The sequence below is a fragment of the Pseudomonas sp. BIGb0164 genome (assembly GCF_024810135.1).
GTDB lineage: Bacteria > Pseudomonadota > Gammaproteobacteria > Pseudomonadales > Pseudomonadaceae > Aquipseudomonas.
The window spans coordinates 270,616-288,145 of the sequence record NZ_JANUEA010000003.1 but is presented as its reverse complement, the minus strand read 5'-3'; the positions used below and the strand labels follow the sequence as shown (position 1 = coordinate 288,145).

Here is a 17,530-nt window from a genome sequence, read left to right as displayed (position 1 = left end):
GATAGGAGGTGTTGCATGTTCAAGCCCCTGGCGCTGGTCGCTGCCGTACTCACTGCATTCAGCCTGAATGCCTTCGCCAAGACCGAGCTCACCGTGTACACGGCCCTCGAAGCCGAGCAGTTGAAGACCTACAAGCAGGCGTTCGAAAAGGCCAACCCTGACGTCGAGATCAAGTGGGTACGTGACTCCACCGGCATCATCACTGCCAAGCTGCTGGCCGAGAAAGACCGTCCGCAAGCCGACGTGGTGTGGGGCCTGGCCGCGTCGAGCCTGGCGATCCTCGACCAGCAGGGCATGCTGGACAACTACGCGCCAAAGGACCTGGACAAGATCGGCAAACACTACCGTGACCCGGCCAACCCACCGGCCTGGGTGGGCATGGACGTCTGGGCGGCAACCATCTGCTTCAACACTGTAGAAGCCGAGAAACAGGGCCTGACCAAGCCGGTGAGCTGGCAAGACCTGACCAAGCCTGAGTACAAGGGCAAGATCGTGATGCCGAACCCTGCGTCTTCCGGCACCGGTTTCCTGGACGTCAGCGCCTGGTTGCAGACCTTCGGCGAGAAGCAGGGCTGGCAGTACATGGACGACCTGCACCAGAACATCGGCCAATACGTTCACTCCGGTTCCAAGCCGTGCAAGCTGGCGGCTTCGGGTGAGTTCCCGATCGGAATCTCCTTCGAATACCCGGCCGTGCAGCTCAAACGCCAGGGTGCGCCGCTGGACATCATCCTGCCGAAAGAAGGCCTGGGCTGGGACATTGAAGCCACCGCCGTGATCAAGGGCACCGCCCATGCGGACGCCGCCAAAAAGCTCGCGGACTTCTCTGCCAGCAGCGCGGCTATGGACCTGTACAAAGACAACTTCGCCGTGCTCGCCCAACCGGGCATTGCCAAGCCGCAGACCGAATTGCCGGCTGACTACGAGCAGCGTTTGATCAAGAACGACTTTGCCTGGGCGTCGAAGAACCGCGACAGCATCCTGACTGAGTGGCGCAAGCGCTATGACGGCAAGTCGGAGAAGGTAGCCGGTCAGTAAGAATTTTCGTTAGGGCTGATGGCCTCTTCGCAGGCAAGCCAGCTCCCACATTTGAATGTGTTCACAAATCAAAAATGTGGGAGCTGGCTTGCCTGCGAAGGCGGCTTCAAATTCAGGACATCACTCCATGACACACCACACGGATCTGCTGATCGTGGGCGCCGGCATCCTCGGCCTGTCCCACGCCTACGCCGCCGCCAAGCGCGGCCTCAAGGTCAAGGTCTTCGAACGCAGCGCCACGCCACTGGGCGCCTCGGTGCGCAACTTCGGCCAAGCCCTGGTCACCGGCCAGCCGCCCGGCCCGATGCTCGACCTGGCGCGGCAAAGCCGCGACATCTGGGGCCATTGGGCTCAAGTCGCCGGCCTGCAACTCAAACGCAACGGCGCGTACCTGTTCGCCCGCACCGAAGCCGAAGAACACCTGCTGGAAGCCTTCTGCGCCGGCCGCGCGCGGGAACACGGCTACAACGTCGAGCTGCTGCAAGGCTCGGCCATGAAGGACCTGTACGGCGGCCAGTTCCGCCATCACCGCGCCGCACTGCACGGCAAGGACGACCAGCAGCTGTATTCGCGCGAAGCGATCCCGGCGCTGATCAACTACCTGGCGCAGGCGCTGAACGTGGAGTTCTACTTCTCCACCCTGGTGCGCGACGTCGAGCCGGGCCAGTTGCACAGCACGGCGGGCAGCTTTCGCGGTGAGCAGATCATCGTGTGTTCCGGCCATGACTACCAAACCCTGCTGGCCGAGGCGATGGCCGAGCTCAACCCGAGTATCTGCCGCCTGCAAATGCTGCGTGCCCGGCCAACGGTGAACCTGAACCTGCAACACGCGTTGCTCACGGGCTTGAGTTGCGTGCACTACGGCGCCTTTGCCGACCTGCCGGAAGCGGCGCCGGTGCAGGCGCAGATCCTGCGTGACGAACCGCATTTGCACGAGCACGGGATTCACCTGCTGATCAGCCCGACGCCCCATGGCGAACTGATCATCGGCGACTCCCACGATTACGGCAGCGATGCCTCGCCGTTCAACGCCGAGCAAGTGGACGACTGGATGATCGAGCTGGCCGAGCAAACCCTGGGGTGCAAGATCCAGGTGGTGGAGCGGTGGCAGGGCGTGTACGGCTCGCGCGGGCCGGGGCCGTTTTCATTCGTGCGTGCGGCGCCGGGGGTGAGTGCGGCGCTGATGCACACCGGTGTGGGCATGAGCGTGGGGCCGGCGATGGCCGAGCGAAATATCACAACCTTGTGGGGAGCGGCGTGATGAACCCGGAACAGGTAATTGCCGACGTCTTCGGCTTGTACGAAACGCACGGCGCGGCGGATTACATCGGCGAGCCGGTGTCGCAGATCGAACACATGTCCCAGGCCGCGCAGCTGGCGATGGCCGAGGGCTTTGACGATGAAGTGGTGCTGGCGGCGTTTTTCCACGACATCGGGCACATTTGCGGCCAAGGTGGCGAGAACATGGGCGGTTATGGCGTGGTCAGCCATGAACGGCTGGGGGCCGATTACCTGCGCCGTGCAGGGTTCAGCGAGCGCATGGCCAAACTGGTGGAATACCACGTGCAGGCCAAGCGTTACCTGACGTTCAGCCAACCGGACTACTACGCCCGCCTGAGCGAAGCCAGCCGCCGCACCCTGGGTTACCAGGGCGGTGTGATGAGTGCCGAGGAAGCTCGGGCGTTCGAGCAGGACCCGCTGTGCGCGGTCAGCCTGCGCATGCGTCATTGGGACGAACAGGCCAAGGAAATGCATGTGCCGGTGATGGATCTGCAGTTGCTCAAGGCCAAGGCTATACGGCTACTCGCTGTGTAGAGTGGCCTTACGCATAACGCAGACACGCCGCCTAGAGTCACTATCGGCACGTTACTAAGGTGCTTGCTTCTTTAGTTAAAGGAGCAATGCGATGCGTTATTTGAAAGCCACCGCCCAGGACTTGTGCGGGAATGGTCGCGCCGATGCGGTGATTCTGCATTTTTATCAACAGCAACCGGGTGCCCCCGACGCGCTGATCTACGAAACCGTCGGCTTGGATATGACAGTGGATGGCAAGGTCGATCTGCAACTGGCGGGAGAACCTCTGCCTGACTGTCTGGTTGTGGACAAACCTCAGTTGGTGAGTTTCGCTGACAGCTTCTTGAAGCTGAATTGGTTCAATTCGGCTAGACAGTGGCAGCGTACATTGATCATGTACGTCGACCATTTCGGCAAAACCGGTCAGCCGAACGCAGTCAAGCTGGACTTCCACGAACCTGGTGCCTCTGGGGCTGGCGCTGCGCTGATCTACAAGGTGGCGGCCTATGACGGCGACAGCGACGGCGTACTGGAGTCGTTCACCCACAGTGACGTTGACCGCAATGGCGCGGCTGACAAGGCGGACAAGGAACTGATCCGCTCGCTATGCACGACCTTCCTGGCCTTGAACTGGTATGAGGTGTAAGCGGTTTACGCCTCGTCGAGCCGGGTAGCCAGTGCTTCGATCTGTTCCTGGCGCTCGGCCTGGCTGAGTTTGGCGTGGGGGTTGAGGGACGACCATTGCGGGTGGGCGCGGGCCTTGTGCAGGGCGTCTGGCAACTTGCCTTCGCGCCAGGTTTTGTCCTGGGGCGTGTCGACCTTGATGCTGTGCATCGCGGCATGGCCGCGCAGGTTCAAGGCCTTGAGCAGTTGGCGCTGGCGCAGGGCGAGCAGGCGCAGCACGCTGTCGTCCACGGTCAGTTCGCGCTGACCCTTGATCTTGCCCAGCAAACGGCTGCCGTAGCTGCGTGCGGTTTGCAGCGCGCCACCGGCAATCGCCCCGGCCAGGGCGGCGGCGCCCAGGGTTAATCCTCCGACCAACAAATCCACACCCGCACCGGCGGCTGCACCGGCGGCGATCCCTCCCCCCACGCGTACGCCGAGTTGCTTGAGGGTTTCGGGGTTGAATAGGTCATCGCCCCAGCGGCCGTCGAGCAACGGCAGGTCGCTGGCGGCGGCATCCTGCGGGCGGAAGCCGAAGAGTTTGAGCAGAGCCTCTACACATTTTTGCTCGCGCTGGCGCACAGCTTTGCGCAGGTCGCCGATGGCTTGCGGTTCATCTTCAGTGACCACACTGCGACGGCAGGCGGCGCAGTCGATCAGCAACTCGGCGATCAAGCGTGCCGCGCTTTGCTGGCGGGCCTGGCGCTGGGCCTCCTGATCCAGGATCAGGCGTTCCAATTGCGGCCGGGCGTTTTCCAACAGCAGGGCGAGGCTTTCGTACAAGCGTCGCTCGCCGTCTTCCGGCGGCGCCACGCTGTCGAAGCGCACCAGTGCGTGCAGGCCGAGGCGGGCCAGCGCTTCGCGCCAGTCCGGCTCGCGGTGGTCGCTGCTGCTGACAAAGTTGAGCACCGGCAACAACGGCTTGCCACAACTGGCCAGTACCTGCAGCTCGTCGCGGTACTTGGCCAGCACCGGTTCGCGGGCATCAATCACATACAGCCCGGCGTCCGAGGCCAGCAGTTGGCGCAGCACCTTGGCTTCCTGCTCGAAACGCTGGCGCGCTTCGCTGCCTTCCAGGAACCGTGCCAGGCGGGCCGGGCCATCGAGGCGTTCGCCGGGACGATCCAGACGCTCCAGGTAGTCGAGCAGGGCGATGGCGTCTTCAAGGCCGGGGGTGTCGTAGAGTTCCAGCAGCGCCTCGCCCTCCACCGACAGGCGCGCGCCTTCGACATGCCGCGTGGTGCTGGGGCGATGGGACACTTCGCCGAAGCCCACGTCGCGGGTCAACGTGCGCAGCAGTGAGGTCTTGCCGACGTTGGTGTGGCCGACCACGGCGAGTTTCAGCGGTTTAGTCATGACCGGTCTCCAGCCAGTTCAGCGGTGCACAGTCGGCGAACGGCACATCAAGTTGCTGCAACGCGGCATGCCAGTCGCCCAGACGCTCGGCGTCCAGGGCCTGGCCGGGCGGCGCTTGCAGCAGCCAGACGCGGGTGGCGGCGGCGCTGCGGGCGAGTTCGGCGATCAGCGCCAGGCTGCCACGGTCGGGCGAGCGGCGTGGATCGCAGGCGATGGCCAGTCGGGCAGGCGGGAAGCGGGTGAGTTGCTCCAGCAGTGTGTGGCGCGACTCGCGGCTGTCGAGGATGCCGGCGTTCTTCACGCTGGCGGGCAGTTTGGGTGGCCAGGGATGCTGGTCGTCCAGTTCGATGGCCACCAGCAGGGCGCCGTCGCTTTCCACTTCACTGACGCCCCCGCTGACGTGGTGCAGTTGCTCGGGCGCGGCATCGTTGACGCCGAGGCGTTCGCTGCTGGGCATCAGGCGTTCGCGCAGTTGGCTGTAGCCGGGCAGGTTGAGGTCCAGGCGCAGGGCCGCACGCCCGCGTTTCCAACGCCACAGGCACAGCAGGGCGAGGATCAACCTTGGCAGCAGGCCGTACGCCAGCAGTACACCCACCAGCCACGCGGCCCAGGCCTGGCGGGCGCTTTCGATATTCAGGGCGGCATCGCCGCTGGCGCGGATCATGTCGACGGTGGGCACGTTGAAGCCCAGCAGGGCGGGCAGGCTGCCCAGGGCTTGGGTGACGGCGACAAAGGTGTCGGCACCGAGGATGGTGGTTTCCCACACGAAGCCGTAGCGACGGGTGGCGAGCAGCGTAAGAAGAATCACCAGGGCACTGAGCAACGCCAGCAGCCATAAACTGTTGACCAGCACGCCCACGGCCCAGCGATTGAGTTTCTGCCGTTGCAGCAACAGCAACAGCGCGGGCGCCAATTGCGCGGCCTTGGCATCCCGGGCGAGTTTTTCGCTGAGCCACAACCACAATCGCCCCAGGCTGGCGCTGTGTTCACCGGCAAACAGCAGGCCTAGGGCCCAACTGATCAGCAGGATCAGGTTCAAGCCGAGCAAACTGCCCAGCGCCCAGAACACGTTCACCGGGGTCAGGCCGTTACCCAATGCGGCAAAGGCCAAGCCGGCGCCGCTGATGACGGCGACGATAGCCAGCAACACCAGCGCCAGGCGTGCCCCTTGCAGCCAGCGGGTAAGGGCAGTGGCCAGGCCGTCGCGCTCGGCCAGGTGCAGGGCGCGGTGCTGGATGCGCGTCGGCAGGTCGCCACCGGCCGTGCGGGCCAGGCGGTTGGCTTCCAGGTCTTCCAGTGGGCCTGCGTGTTCTTCGCGCAGGCGCACGGTTTCTGTCAGCCAGAGTGTGTGCAGCGGGTTCAGTGCAGTCACGCGCCATCCTGTTGAGCCAGTGAGGTCTGAGCATAACCGCTGGCTCGTACCTCTGGTATTCTCGTCGCCATGAAAAAAACTCTCCCTTTAAGCCTGATCGCAGCCCTCGGTGAAAACCGTGTGATCGGCGTCGACAACAGCATGCCCTGGCATTTGCCGGGGGATTTCAAATATTTCAAGGCCACCACGCTCGGCAAGCCGATCATTATGGGGCGCAAGACCTGGGACTCCCTGGGCCGACCGTTGCCGGGGCGCTTGAACCTTGTGGTCAGCCGTCAGACCGATCTGGCGCTGGAAGGTGCGGAAGTTTTTCCGTCGCTGGACGCCGCCGTGGAACGTGCCGAGGCGTGGGCGCTGGAGCAAGGCGCGGATGAGCTGATGCTGATCGGCGGTGCGCAGTTGTATGCGCAAGGGCTGGAGCAGGCGGATCGCCTGTATCTGACGCGGGTGGCATTGAGCCCGGAAGGGGATGCGTGGTTTCCGGAATTTGATGCGGGCCAGTGGAAGCTGGTGTCGAACGTGAAGAATGCGCCGGAAGGCGACAAGCCTGCGTACAACTTCGAAGTCTGGGAAAAAGCCTAAAAGCATCCCAGGCAAGCCAGCTTCCACAGTTTGATCCGGTGTCTTCAGGAAAACTCGGTCAAATGTGGGAGCGGGCTTGCCCGCGATAGCGGTCTATCAGGCTTGCGCTAACTCGGCATGCTCATCGGCATTCAACAGCGCTTTGTCTGTCTGCCCCATCACCTGGCTGGTAATCGCGCCGGCCGTCATCGAACCGTTCACGTTCAACGCCGTACGGCCCATGTCGATCAGCGGCTCTACGGAAATCAGCAGCGCCACCAGTGACACCGGCAAGCCCATGGCCGGCAGCACGATCAGCGCGGCAAAGGTTGCACCACCGCCCACGCCGGCAACGCCTGCCGAACTCAAGGTCACAATCGCCACCAGGGTCGCGATCCACAGCGGGTCCAGCGGGTTGATGCCCACGGTTGGCGCCACCATCACTGCCAACATCGCCGGATAGAGACCGGCGCAACCGTTCTGGCCGATGGTCGCACCGAACGAGGCGGCGAAACCGGCGATGGACTGCGGGATGCCCAGGCGGCGGGTTTGCGCCTCGATGCTCAGCGGAATCGCGGCGGCACTGGAGCGGCTGGTAAAGGCAAAGGTCAGCACCGGCCACACTTTGCGGAAGAAGCGCAGCGGGTTGATCCCAGCCAGGGACAGCAGCAGGCCGTGCACCACGAACATCAGGCCCAGGGCCAGGTACGACACCACCACGAAACTGCCGAGCTTGATGATGTCTTGCAGGTTGGAGCCGGCGACCACCTTGGTCATCAACGCCAATACGCCGTACGGCGTGAGCTTCATCACCAGGCGCACCAGGCGCATCACCCAGGCTTGCAGGGTGTCGATGGCGTTGAGCACTTTCTGGCCTTTTTCCACGTCATCCTTGAGCAGTTGCAGCGCGGCAACCCCCAGGAACGCGGCAAAGATCACCACGCTGATGATCGACGTGGGCTTGGCCCGGGCCAGGTCGGCGAACGGGTTGGCGGGCACGAAGGACAGCAGCAGTTGCGGGATATTCAGGTCGGCGACCTTGCCCGCGTAATCACTCTGGATCACTTGCAGGCGCGCCATTTCCTGGGTGCCGGCCACCAGGCCTTCGGCGGTGAGGCCGAACAGGTTGGTCAGGCCGATACCGATCAGCGCCGCAATGGCGGTGGTGAACAGCAGCGTGCCGATGGTCAGGAAGCTGATCTTGCCCAGGGACGAGGCGTTGTGCAGGCGCGCCACGGCGCTGAGGATCGAGGCGAACACCAATGGAATCACGATCATCTGCAGCAGTTGCACGTAGCCGTTGCCGACCAGGTCGAACCAGCCGATGGAGGCCTTGAGCACTGGATTGCCGTCACCGTAGATCGTGTGCAGGGCCGTCCCGAACACCACGCCGAGGGTGAGGGCGAACAGCACCTTCTTGGCGAGGCTCCAGTTTGTGCGACGGGTTTGTGCCAGGCCCAGCAACAGGACCACGAACACCAGTAAGTTGAGAATCAGGGGCAGATTCATTGAAGCTCCGTTGAGAAGGCAGCCAATCGCGTGAGCCTGCGATTGCGAACCGGAAAGCCTAACAGCTTGAAATATATTGATTTAATACCGATATGGAATGTTGACTGTCGTTTTTGGAATAAGCGTTTGACGCTCAGGCACATGCCGTTGGCGCAATCACGATGCAAGCGGTCGTGCTCGGGCGATAACTGTCATACAGATTTGTTAGCGTCGATGTCTTTCACCCAGGGAGAAAACGCTTATGAAGCTTGCGCCGAAACTACTGGTCTCTGCCGCCTTCTGCCTTGGCCTCGCCAGCCAGGCCTTTGCCGCCACCGAGTTGAAGCATTGGCCAGCGCCGGCGGCCAAGCAACTGAACGAAATGATCGCTGCGAATGCCAACAAAGGTAACTTCGCGGTATTCGACATGGACAACACCAGCTACCGCTACGACCTCGAAGAGTCCTTGCTGCCTTACCTGGAAAACAAGGGCCTGATCACCCGCGACACCATGGACCCGTCCCTGAAACTGATCCCGTTCAAGGACACCGCCGACCACAAGGAAAGCCTGTTCAGTTACTACTACCGCCTGTGCGAAGTGGACGACATGGTCTGCTACCCGTGGGTTGCGCAAATCTTCTCTGGCTTCACCCTCAAGGAACTCAAGGGCTATGTGGATGAGCTGATGGCTTCCGGCAAGCCGGTGCCCGTGACCTATTACGAAGGCGACGTGGTGAAGAACTCCGAAGTGCAGCCCCCGAAAGTCTTCACCGGCCAGGCTGAGCTGTACAACAAGCTGATGGAAAACGGCATCGAGGTGTACGTGATGACCGCCGCCTCGGAAGAGCTGGTGCGCATGGTCGCGGCCGATCCCAAGTATGGCTATAACGTCAAACCCGAGAACGTCATCGGCGTGAGCACCTTGCTCAAGGACCGCAAGACTGGCGAGCTGACCACCGCACGCAAGCAGATTGCGGCCGGCAAGTATGACGAGAAGGCCAACCTTGGCCTCGAACTCACCCCGTACCTGTGGACCCCGGCCACCTGGATGGCGGGTAAGCATGCGGCGATCCTCACCTACATCGACGAATGGAAAAAACCAGTGATCGTGGGCGGCGACACGCCCAGCAGTGACGGCTACATGCTGTTCCACGATGTGGACGTGGCCAAGGGCGGCATTCACCTGTGGGTCAACCGCAAAGACAAATACATGACCCAGCTGAACGGCATGATGGCCAAGCATGCAGCAGCCCAGGCCAAAGAAGGGCTGCCGGTGACGGCGGACAAGAACTGGGTGATCGTCAAGCCGGACGAAATCCAGTAAGACCGAGTCGTCTGCATCGCAGGCAAGCCAGCTCCCACAGTTGACCGAGTTCCAACAGGAGAATGCGGTCAACCTGTGGGAGCTGGCTTGCCTGCGATAGCGATCCCAAGAACACCACGGCCCTTGCAGCAAAAATAGATATCAATTGCGAACCAATCTCATCTTCTGCTAGCGTGCGCACTCCCTGAACCCCTCGTTCTTCTCAAGGTAGTGCTGTGCCCTCCTGGAATTCGCAGATCGCGCGCCTGTTCGCGGAGCAGAAGAAAGCCCTCGAAGCCTTCGTCACCCGCCGCACCGGCAGCGCCCAGGTGGCCGCCGACCTGACCCAGGAATCGTTCCTACGCCTGGCCCGCATGGACTGCGGCGAGAAGATCGACAACCTCCCGGCCTTTCTCTTCACCATCGCCAGCAACCTGGTGCGCGATCACCAGCGCCAGGCCATCCGCCGTGAGCGCCTGGACGCCGGCGAACCCAGTGAAGAATTGCCTTGCAGCAACCCGGGCGCCGATGAGCAATTGGCCGCCTACCAGCAGGAACAACTGATGCAGGACGCGATCCTGGCGTTGCCCGAAGCGACTCGGCAGATCTTCCTGCTTTATCATGTCGACGAACTTTCCTACCGCGAGATTGGCGAACGCCTGTCGATCACCCCGCGCAGCGTGGAATACCAACTGCGCCGTGCCCTGATCGAATGCCGTGCCTACATCAAGACGCGGCTCGCCTGCGACACACAAGGACGTCGGCCATGACCGCTGCACACACTGCCGATGCGTTGTTCGAGCAAGCTTCAGGCTGGTATTTTCGCCTGCAGGCCGAGGACGTGACCCCGGCCGAAATGGAGGCCTTTGCCGCCTGGCTCGGACAGGGCCAGGCCCAGGACGATGCGTGGCAGGAAGTCCAGGCGATGCTGGGCGGCTTGCGCGAACCGGCGCGGTTCATCCGTCGCGCCGAACAGGCGGCCTGGCGCAAACCCGCCCGGCGCTGGGCCTATGCCGCCGCGGTATTGCTGGCGGTGGGGCTGACCGTGCAGAACACCCCTTGGCTGGACCGCCTGCGGGCCGATTACGCCACTCGCACCGGCGAATCGCGCACCGTCGAGTTGGCGGACGGCTCTCAGTTGCAACTCAACACCGACAGCGCGGTGCAAGTGCGCATGAGCGGCGGTGAGCGCCAGGTACGCTTGCTGCGCGGTGAAGGGTTTTTCAGCGTGACCAAAGACCCGGCGCGGCCTTTCGTGGTGCAGTCCGGCGATGGCTGGGTGAAGGTGGTGGGCACCCAGTTCAGCGTGGCCCGGCGTGATGCGCAGACACGGGTACAGGTGGCGCAAGGCAAGGTGCAGGTCAGTGCGGGCAAGGGGGCGCCGGTTTATCTGGAGCCGGGGCGGGCCGTGGAGTATCAGGGCCAGCAACTCAATGACGCCCATGGTTTCGACCCGGCCAGTGGCTTCGCCTGGCGCCAGCGGCAACTGGTATTTCGTCAGCAACCGTTGGCGGACGTGGTCAGCGAGTTGAACCGCTACTGGCCCGGCAAGACCCTGGTGCTAGGGGATGCGCTGCGTAATCGCGTGGTGTCCGGGGTGTTCGAGATCGACAAACCCGACGCCGTGATCAAGGCACTGGAATACACCCTCAACCTGCACGCCGAGCACTACACCCCGTATTTGCTGGTGCTGCGCGAAGGCAAAGCGTCCTAGCCGGCACTTTTTTTCAAAAACTTTCAGGGTTTCTCCGCAAGGCATCGTCCTTGATCACTGAGGCGCAAATAGTAAGCACTCTCAAGTAGTGCGGCGCCGATCACTGACTTTTTGCACCGGGGAGCACCATCCATGGCACACCGACACGCCGCACGGCCCTTGCTGGCACTGGCCATTTCCTTGGCCTGCGGCACTGCACCGCTGTACTTGCAGGCCGCCGAGACCACCCAGGCCCAGACCTATCGTTTTGATATTCCGGGGCAAAGCCTGGACGGTGCGCTGGCGGCGTTTTCGGCAGTGACGCGGGTTCAGGTGCTGGTTTCCGGGGAATTGACCCAAGGGGTGGTGTCGCCGGGCGTCAAGGGCAACCTGGGGCAACGCGAAGCCCTGGGCCAATTGTTGGGCGGCACAGGGTTGAGCGCAGCGTTTATCAACGCCGATACGGTCACCCTGGAAAAGCGCGTGGGCACAGGCACCGCCCTTGAAGTCGGCGCCACCACCATCAGCGCCGAACGCCTTGGGGTCACCACCGAAGGTACGGGTTCCTACACCACGGGTGCCGTAACCCTGGGCAAGGGCGAGCAGAAGCTCAAGGACATTCCGCAGTCGGTCAGCGTCATGACCCGCAAGCAAATGGATGACCAGAACACCACCAAACTGTCCGAAGTGGTCAAGCGCACGCCTGGCCTGACGGCGACCAAATCTCCTGGCCCTGGCATGTTCATCTTCTCCCGTGGTTTCGAAGTCGGCACGCTGCAATACGACGGTGTGGGCATTGCGCGCAACACCTACACGCTGGGCAGCTACCTCACCGAAAACATGGCGATCTACGACCGCGTCGAAACCCTGCGCGGCCCGGCTGCCCTGTTGCAAGGCGCCAACAGCCCTGGCGGTACCATGAACCTGGTGCGCAAACGCGGCCAGCAGGCGCCCACGGTAACCGTCACCGCCAAGGCCGGCTCCTGGGACCATTACGGCACTCAAGTGGACGCGGGTGGCCCGCTCAATCCTGAAGGCACGCTGCGGGGGCGGTTTGTGGCGGATTACGACACGACCAATTCCTTTGTCGATTATGTCGGCGGCTGGAATCAGACGGTCTATGGGGCAGTGGACTACGATTTCACGCCCGACACTACCGTCGGTGTCGGCATCAGCAACCAGAAAGGCCACTCACGCCCCAACTTCATGTCGTTGCCCCGCTACGCCAATGGCAGTGATATCGGCCTGCCGCGTTCGACCTTTGTCGGCGCCAGCTGGAACCGCGCCGTCAACAACCAGACCCAGGTGTTCGCCGACCTGGAGCATCGTTTCAACGATGACTGGAAAGTGAAGGCTGCGCTGGTGGCCATGGACGAGCATAACGACGCAACCTACCAGGCGACGTGGGATACCGTTCCCAACCCTGGCGACACGGGCAATGTGCGCTACATCGACTGGGTCACCGACTTCAATACCAAAAGCCGCGGTGCGGATGTGTATGTCAACGGCAAGTTCGATGGGCTGGGCTTCCAACAGGAAGTGGTGCTGGGCGCCAACTATTCCAAACTCACTACCGACGACCAGTGGGCACGCGCGGCAACGAATGGCGCGGATATTTTCAACATCGACCACAACCGTGTGCAACGCGACAAATACCAGCTGTTCCAGGCGGGTAACGCCTCCAAGAGCTGGTATGACATTCGCCAGAAAGGCCTCTATGGCACCTGGCGCGTCAAGGTGCTGGACCCCCTGACCCTGATCCTCGGCGCACGCACCAGTTGGTATGAGTATTCGTACATCGGCCAGAGCGGTCGCCAGGGTGTGTACAGCGCGCCGGAAGAAAGCACCACGCAAACCTCTGGCAAGGTCACGCCGTATGCCGGCCTGGTATACGCCCTGAACGATGAGTGGTCGGCCTATGCCAGCTACGCCGATGCATTCGAACCGCAAACCAACCTGACCACCTCCGGTTCATTGCTCAAGCCCATTGAGGGCAAGAACTATGAGCTGGGCATCAAGGGAGAACTGGCCGATGGCCGACTCAACACCTCGTTTGCGATCTTCCGCTACGACCAGGAAAACCGTGGCGTCCAGGACCTGCAAGGACCGATGAACTGCAATGGCTGGTACTGCTCGGTGGCCTCGGGCAAAGTCCGCAGCCAGGGTTTTGAAGCGACCTTGGGCGGTGAAGTGCTGCCTGGCCTGCAACTGGCCTCCAGCTACACCTACAACACCACCCAATTCCTCAAGGACGACACTTACGAAGGCAAGGTTTTCAGCACCTGGACGCCCAAGCACTTGCTCAAGGTCTGGGGTGATTACCAGTTGCCGGGGGATTGGCAGAAGTTCAGCGTCGGTGCCGGTGTGACGGCGCAAAGCAGCACTGTTGCCTATGACCGCACCTTCAGTGTGCCGGGCAATGCGTTATGGGATTCGCGGGTGGCCTACAAGATCAACCAGGAATTCACCGTTGCGGCGAACCTGAACAATATGTTCGACAAGAAATACTACATCCCGGCGTACAACGCGAACTGGGGCAGCAACTACTACGGTGATCCGCGCAATGTGATGTTCACCATGACCTACACCCCGCAGTTTTAAGCCCTACATATAACCCCTGTGGGAGCGGGCTTGCTCGCGAATGCGGGACATCAGTCATGCATGTGTTGACTGACACTCCGCCTTCGCGAGCAAGCCCGCTCCCACAGTATGATCTCCAGTGTCCTGGAGGGGGTTGGCCAGGCAAAAAAATGCCCCGCACCTGGCGGGGCATTTTCTAGGGGTGCAGCTTACAGACCGTCAAGCATCGCCTTGTTACGCACAGCACCCTTGTCGGCACTGGTGGCCAGCAGGGCGTAAGCCTTCAGCGCGGTGGTGACTTTACGCGGACGCTTCTCCACTGGCTTCCAGCCTTTCTTGTCCTGCTCGACGCGGCGCGCGGCCAGTGCTTCATCACTGATCAACAGGTTGATCGAACGGTTCGGAATGTCGATCAGCACCTTGTCGCCATCCTGCACCAGGCCAATCGCGCCACCGGCTGCGGCTTCTGGCGAAGCGTGGCCGATGGACAGGCCCGAAGTGCCGCCAGAGAAACGGCCGTCGGTGAGCAAGGCGCAGGCTTTGCCCAGGCCCTTGGATTTCAGGTAGGACGTCGGGTAGAGCATCTCCTGCATACCCGGGCCGCCTTTGGGGCCTTCGTAGCGGATGATCACGATGTCGCCTTCTTTTACTTCGTCGGCGAGGATGCCGCGCACGGCGCTGTCCTGGCTTTCGAAGATCTTGGCGTTGCCTTCGAACACATGGATGGACTCATCCACGCCGGCGGTTTTCACCACACAGCCGTCCAGGGCGATGTTGCCGTACAGCACGGCCAGGCCGCCTTCTTTGGAGTAGGCGTGCTCGACACTGCGGATGCAGCCGTTTTCACGGTCGTCGTCCAGGGTCTCCCAACGGGTCGACTGGCTGAACGCGGTTTGCGTCGGGATGCCGGCCGGGCCTGCCTTGAAAAAGGTGTGCACGGCTTCGTCGTCCGTCTGGGTGATGTCCCATTTGGCGATGCCTTCGGCAATGGACGTGCTGTGCACGGTCGGCAGGTCGGTGTGCAGCAGGCCGCCACGGGCCAGCGAACCGAGGATCGAGAAGATCCCGCCGGCGCGGTGCACGTCTTCCATGTGGTACTTCTGGATGTTCGGCGCGACCTTGCACAGTTGCGGCACGTGACGGGACAGGCGGTCGATGTCGCGCAGGTCGAAATCGATCTCGGCTTCCTGGGCCGCGGCCAGCAGGTGCAGGATGGTGTTGGTGGAACCGCCCATGGCGATGTCCAGGGTCATGGCGTTTTCGAACGCCTTGAAGTTGGCGATGTTGCGCGGCAACACCGACTCATCGTTCTCGCCGTAGTAGCGCTTGCACAGCTCGACGATGGTGCGGCCGGCCTGCAGGAACAGCTGCTCACGGTCGCTGTGGGTGGCCAGGGTGGAGCCGTTGCCCGGCAAGGCCAGGCCCAGGGCTTCCACCAGGCAGTTCATCGAGTTGGCGGTGAACATGCCGGAGCACGAACCGCAGGTCGGGCAGGCGCTGCGCTCGTATTCCGCGACCTTCTCGTCAGAAGCGCTGGAATCGGCGGCGATGACCATGGCGTCGACCAGGTCCAGGCCGTGGGAGGCGAGCTTGGTCTTGCCGGCTTCCATCGGGCCGCCGGAGACGAAGATCACCGGGATGTTCAGGCGCAGGGCGGCCATCAGCATGCCGGGGGTGATCTTGTCGCAGTTGGAGATGCACACAATGGCGTCGGCGCAGTGGGCGTTGACCATGTATTCCACGGAGTCGGCAATGATCTCGCGGCTCGGCAGGGAATACAGCATGCCGTCATGGCCCATGGCGATGCCGTCATCCACGGCGATGGTGTTGAATTCTTTCGCTACACCGCCGGCGCGTTCAATCTCGCGGGCGACCAGTTGGCCCAGGTCCTTGAGGTGGACGTGGCCCGGTACGAACTGGGTGAACGAGTTGGCAATCGCGATGATCGGCTTTTTGAAGTCGTCATCTTTCATCCCCGTGGCACGCCACAGTGCGCGCGCGCCGGCCATGTTGCGGCCGTGGGTGGATGTTTTCGAGCGGTAATCTGGCATGGAGCACTCCGGGCGGCTAATCACTTACTAATCAGGTGCAAAGGGGAGTGAGCTTCTATTGACGTCTGGAACACTCAGAAAATGGCCGTGTGTCCAAAAGTTGCCACTCGCGTCGCGGGATCGCCGCTTGCTTGGGCCTCGAGCTCATAAACCCGCCGGGGGATGACTGGCGATGAATAGCGTCGATTCTACACCGCTGGCGGCGGGAGGGAATGGCCGCCAGTGTGAAGTTAGCGCTTACGAGACGTGCGCCGGCCTTTGCACCAGGGCATTGAGGCCCATACCGATTGCGCTCAGGATCAGGAAGGTCATTGGCAGTACGGTCATGACCTGCGTGCCGGCCTGGCTGACCAGCCCGCTGATCAAGCCGCCGCTGACGAAAATGATCACGTTGCCGGCCGATGCTGACGTCCCGGCGCTGTGTGGAAACAGCCCCATGGCCCGGGATGTGGCTATCGGCCGGGTGATGGTGGTGCCGGCGGTGCACAGGATCATCGGCAGCATCACCGTTATCACGCTCAGGCCCCACACGTTATGAAGCACCAGCATCAGCACGCCCGCCAACGCGATCAGCCGTAGGCCGGTGACGATTTGAGTGTGGCCTTCCATTCGTCGGTTCATCCAGCCCGCGCCCATGCCACCCAGCACATACGCCGCACCATAGAGCAGCAGCGCCAGGGAGAATTGGTAAGGCGTGAGGGCCAGTTGTTCCATCAGGATGATCGGCGACACCACGATAAAGGCGAAGTGGCAGGTGAAGGCCAGCGCCGAGATCAGCCAGTAGCCGACAAAACGCCGGTCGGACAACACCTGACGATAGGCTTTCAGAATGGGAATGCGGACTGATGGCGCGGTGCTTGGGCTTTCCAGCAGTAACCAGGCCTTGAAGACCAATACCAGGCCAATGACTCCAAACACCTGGAAACTGCCGCGCCAGTCCAGCCAGGTTTGCAGCCAACTGCCGAACAAGGGCGAGACTGAAATGCAGATCCCGCCCGCAGTGACAATCGCGATCCGCAGCCGCTCCTGCTCCTTGCCCACAAACAGATCCTGAACCAGCGCCTGTGACAGCACAAAGCTGCCGCACCCGACTGCCTGCACCACCCTGAACACCAGAAACGTAGTGAAGTCGTCTGCCATCGCGCAGCCTGCTGAGCCTATGACGGCAACGGTCATGCCGATCATCAGCAGCCGTTTACGCCCCAGGTTGTCGGACAGTGGGCCGACCAGCAGCAGCGACAAGGAAAGACCGATGGAAAACAGACTGACGGAGAGCGCGATGTCGGCCACCGACGTGCCGAAGTGTGTCGCCATGGACGGGAAAGAGGGGAGGATTACATCGAGGGGGAACACGCCGAGGACCGTCATCGTCATCAGCAGGAAGATGGCGGCGGTTTTGCGAGCGGGGGTGGCGAGGGTGGTCATCGGGTCAAAACTCAGTCCTTGAGCGAGGACGCAGAATTGATTTGATGAGGGGGAAAGTCAATGCTCAGAGGCTTAGGGAATGGCTATGACACAACGCAAAACAATGTGGGAGCTGGCTTGCCTGCGATGGCGGTGAATCAGTCAGCATTTGCTTCGACTGACACGACGCCTTCGCGGGCAAGCCCGCTCCCACATTTTGATTCGCG

The 17,530-nt window shown here is 62.1% G+C and carries 14 protein-coding genes; 9 read left to right on the top strand and 5 right to left on the bottom strand.

Going from position 1 to position 17,530, the window contains the following annotated elements; translation table 11 throughout:
- Positions 1 to 15: 15 nt before the first annotated feature.
- The 4 genes from M2394_RS09155 to M2394_RS09140 all read left to right on the top strand — a co-directional run bounded on the left by M2394_RS09155 (position 16) and on the right by M2394_RS09140 (position 3,478).
- Complete coding sequence (locus M2394_RS09155; protein ID WP_178920009.1) at positions 16 to 1,038, top strand: putative 2-aminoethylphosphonate ABC transporter substrate-binding protein; 1,023 nt, start codon at positions 16 to 18, stop codon at positions 1,036 to 1,038.
- A 127-nt stretch (positions 1,039 to 1,165) separates the two neighbouring features.
- Entirely contained in the window at positions 1,166 to 2,299 is a 1,134-nt protein-coding gene (locus tag M2394_RS09150) for a TIGR03364 family FAD-dependent oxidoreductase (RefSeq protein ID WP_259172276.1), read from the top strand.
- Positions 2,299 to 2,853 carry a phosphonate degradation HD-domain oxygenase gene (locus M2394_RS09145; protein ID WP_259172275.1) on the top strand — a complete coding sequence of 185 codons (555 nt, stop codon included), beginning with the start codon at positions 2,299 to 2,301 and terminating at the stop codon, positions 2,851 to 2,853. Before M2394_RS09150 ends, M2394_RS09145 begins: the two co-directional genes overlap by 1 nt.
- Before the next feature lie 91 nt (positions 2,854 to 2,944).
- Positions 2,945 to 3,478, top strand: a complete 534-nt coding sequence (locus tag M2394_RS09140) for a hypothetical protein (protein WP_259172274.1) — start codon at positions 2,945 to 2,947, stop codon at positions 3,476 to 3,478.
- 5 nt (positions 3,479 to 3,483) lie between these two features.
- Here M2394_RS09140 and M2394_RS09135 read toward each other — a convergent pair whose 3' ends face one another.
- The gene (locus M2394_RS09135; RefSeq protein ID WP_259172270.1) at positions 3,484 to 4,851 is read right to left on the bottom strand and encodes a DUF3482 domain-containing protein; all 1,368 of its coding nucleotides are present in this window, start codon (positions 4,849 to 4,851) and stop codon (positions 3,484 to 3,486) included.
- Positions 4,844 to 6,223 (bottom strand): DUF2868 domain-containing protein, encoded by a 1,380-nt coding sequence (locus tag M2394_RS09130; RefSeq protein WP_259172261.1) that lies wholly within the window; start codon positions 6,221 to 6,223, stop codon positions 4,844 to 4,846. The genes M2394_RS09135 and M2394_RS09130 overlap by 8 nt, the downstream gene beginning before the upstream one ends.
- 69 nt (positions 6,224 to 6,292) lie before the next feature.
- Here M2394_RS09130 and M2394_RS09125 point away from each other — a divergent pair, with 69 nt between their 5' ends.
- Positions 6,293 to 6,805 carry a dihydrofolate reductase gene (locus M2394_RS09125; RefSeq protein WP_259172260.1) on the top strand — a complete coding sequence of 171 codons (513 nt, stop codon included), beginning with the start codon at positions 6,293 to 6,295 and terminating at the stop codon, positions 6,803 to 6,805.
- Between the two features lie 96 nt (positions 6,806 to 6,901).
- Here the strand turns inward: M2394_RS09125 and M2394_RS09120 are convergent, their stop codons facing one another.
- Positions 6,902 to 8,293 (bottom strand): L-cystine transporter, encoded by a 1,392-nt coding sequence (locus M2394_RS09120; RefSeq protein WP_259172251.1) that lies wholly within the window; start codon positions 8,291 to 8,293, stop codon positions 6,902 to 6,904.
- Positions 8,294 to 8,534: 241 nt separating this feature from the next.
- Here M2394_RS09120 and M2394_RS09115 point away from each other — a divergent pair, with 241 nt between their 5' ends.
- The 4 genes from M2394_RS09115 (at position 8,535) to M2394_RS09100 (ending at position 13,869) form a co-directional block, all read left to right on the top strand.
- Positions 8,535 to 9,596, top strand: coding sequence for a haloacid dehalogenase-like hydrolase (locus tag M2394_RS09115; protein ID WP_256349846.1), 1,062 nt, complete (start codon positions 8,535 to 8,537; stop codon positions 9,594 to 9,596).
- Between the two features lie 215 nt (positions 9,597 to 9,811).
- A complete protein-coding gene (locus M2394_RS09110; RefSeq protein WP_178920017.1) occupies positions 9,812 to 10,345 on the top strand; it encodes an RNA polymerase sigma factor in 534 nt (177 codons plus the stop codon).
- Positions 10,342 to 11,289, top strand: coding sequence for a FecR family protein (locus tag M2394_RS09105; RefSeq protein WP_259172249.1), 948 nt, complete (start codon positions 10,342 to 10,344; stop codon positions 11,287 to 11,289). The genes M2394_RS09110 and M2394_RS09105 overlap by 4 nt, the downstream gene beginning before the upstream one ends.
- A gap of 132 nt (positions 11,290 to 11,421) precedes the next feature.
- On the top strand, positions 11,422 to 13,869 hold the full coding sequence (locus M2394_RS09100; RefSeq protein ID WP_259172247.1) for a TonB-dependent siderophore receptor: 2,448 nt from the start codon (positions 11,422 to 11,424) through the stop codon (positions 13,867 to 13,869).
- 188 nt (positions 13,870 to 14,057) lie between these two features.
- Here M2394_RS09100 and ilvD read toward each other — a convergent pair whose 3' ends face one another.
- A complete protein-coding gene (ilvD, locus tag M2394_RS09095; protein WP_259172244.1) occupies positions 14,058 to 15,899 on the bottom strand; it encodes a dihydroxy-acid dehydratase in 1,842 nt (613 codons plus the stop codon).
- A gap of 237 nt (positions 15,900 to 16,136) precedes the next feature.
- Positions 16,137 to 17,324, bottom strand: a complete 1,188-nt coding sequence (locus M2394_RS09090) for a Bcr/CflA family efflux MFS transporter (RefSeq protein WP_259172242.1) — start codon at positions 17,322 to 17,324, stop codon at positions 16,137 to 16,139.
- Between the last annotated feature and the right edge of the window lie 206 nt (positions 17,325 to 17,530).

Coding starts and splice junctions, on each gene's coding strand:
- M2394_RS09155 (WP_178920009.1), top strand. CDS start 16: ATGTTCAAGCCCCTGGCGCTGGTCGCTGCCGTACTCACTGCATTCAGC.
- M2394_RS09150 (WP_259172276.1), top strand. CDS start 1,166: ATGACACACCACACGGATCTGCTGATCGTGGGCGCCGGCATCCTCGGC.
- M2394_RS09145 (WP_259172275.1), top strand. CDS start 2,299: ATGAACCCGGAACAGGTAATTGCCGACGTCTTCGGCTTGTACGAAACG.
- M2394_RS09140 (WP_259172274.1), top strand. CDS start 2,945: ATGCGTTATTTGAAAGCCACCGCCCAGGACTTGTGCGGGAATGGTCGC.
- M2394_RS09135 (WP_259172270.1), bottom strand. CDS start 4,851: ATGACTAAACCGCTGAAACTCGCCGTGGTCGGCCACACCAACGTCGGC.
- M2394_RS09125 (WP_259172260.1), top strand. CDS start 6,293: ATGAAAAAAACTCTCCCTTTAAGCCTGATCGCAGCCCTCGGTGAAAAC.
- M2394_RS09120 (WP_259172251.1), bottom strand. CDS start 8,293: ATGAATCTGCCCCTGATTCTCAACTTACTGGTGTTCGTGGTCCTGTTG.
- M2394_RS09115 (WP_256349846.1), top strand. CDS start 8,535: ATGAAGCTTGCGCCGAAACTACTGGTCTCTGCCGCCTTCTGCCTTGGC.
- M2394_RS09105 (WP_259172249.1), top strand. CDS start 10,342: ATGACCGCTGCACACACTGCCGATGCGTTGTTCGAGCAAGCTTCAGGC.
- M2394_RS09100 (WP_259172247.1), top strand. CDS start 11,422: ATGGCACACCGACACGCCGCACGGCCCTTGCTGGCACTGGCCATTTCC.
- ilvD (WP_259172244.1), bottom strand. CDS start 15,899: ATGCCAGATTACCGCTCGAAAACATCCACCCACGGCCGCAACATGGCC.
- M2394_RS09090 (WP_259172242.1), bottom strand. CDS start 17,324: ATGACCACCCTCGCCACCCCCGCTCGCAAAACCGCCGCCATCTTCCTG.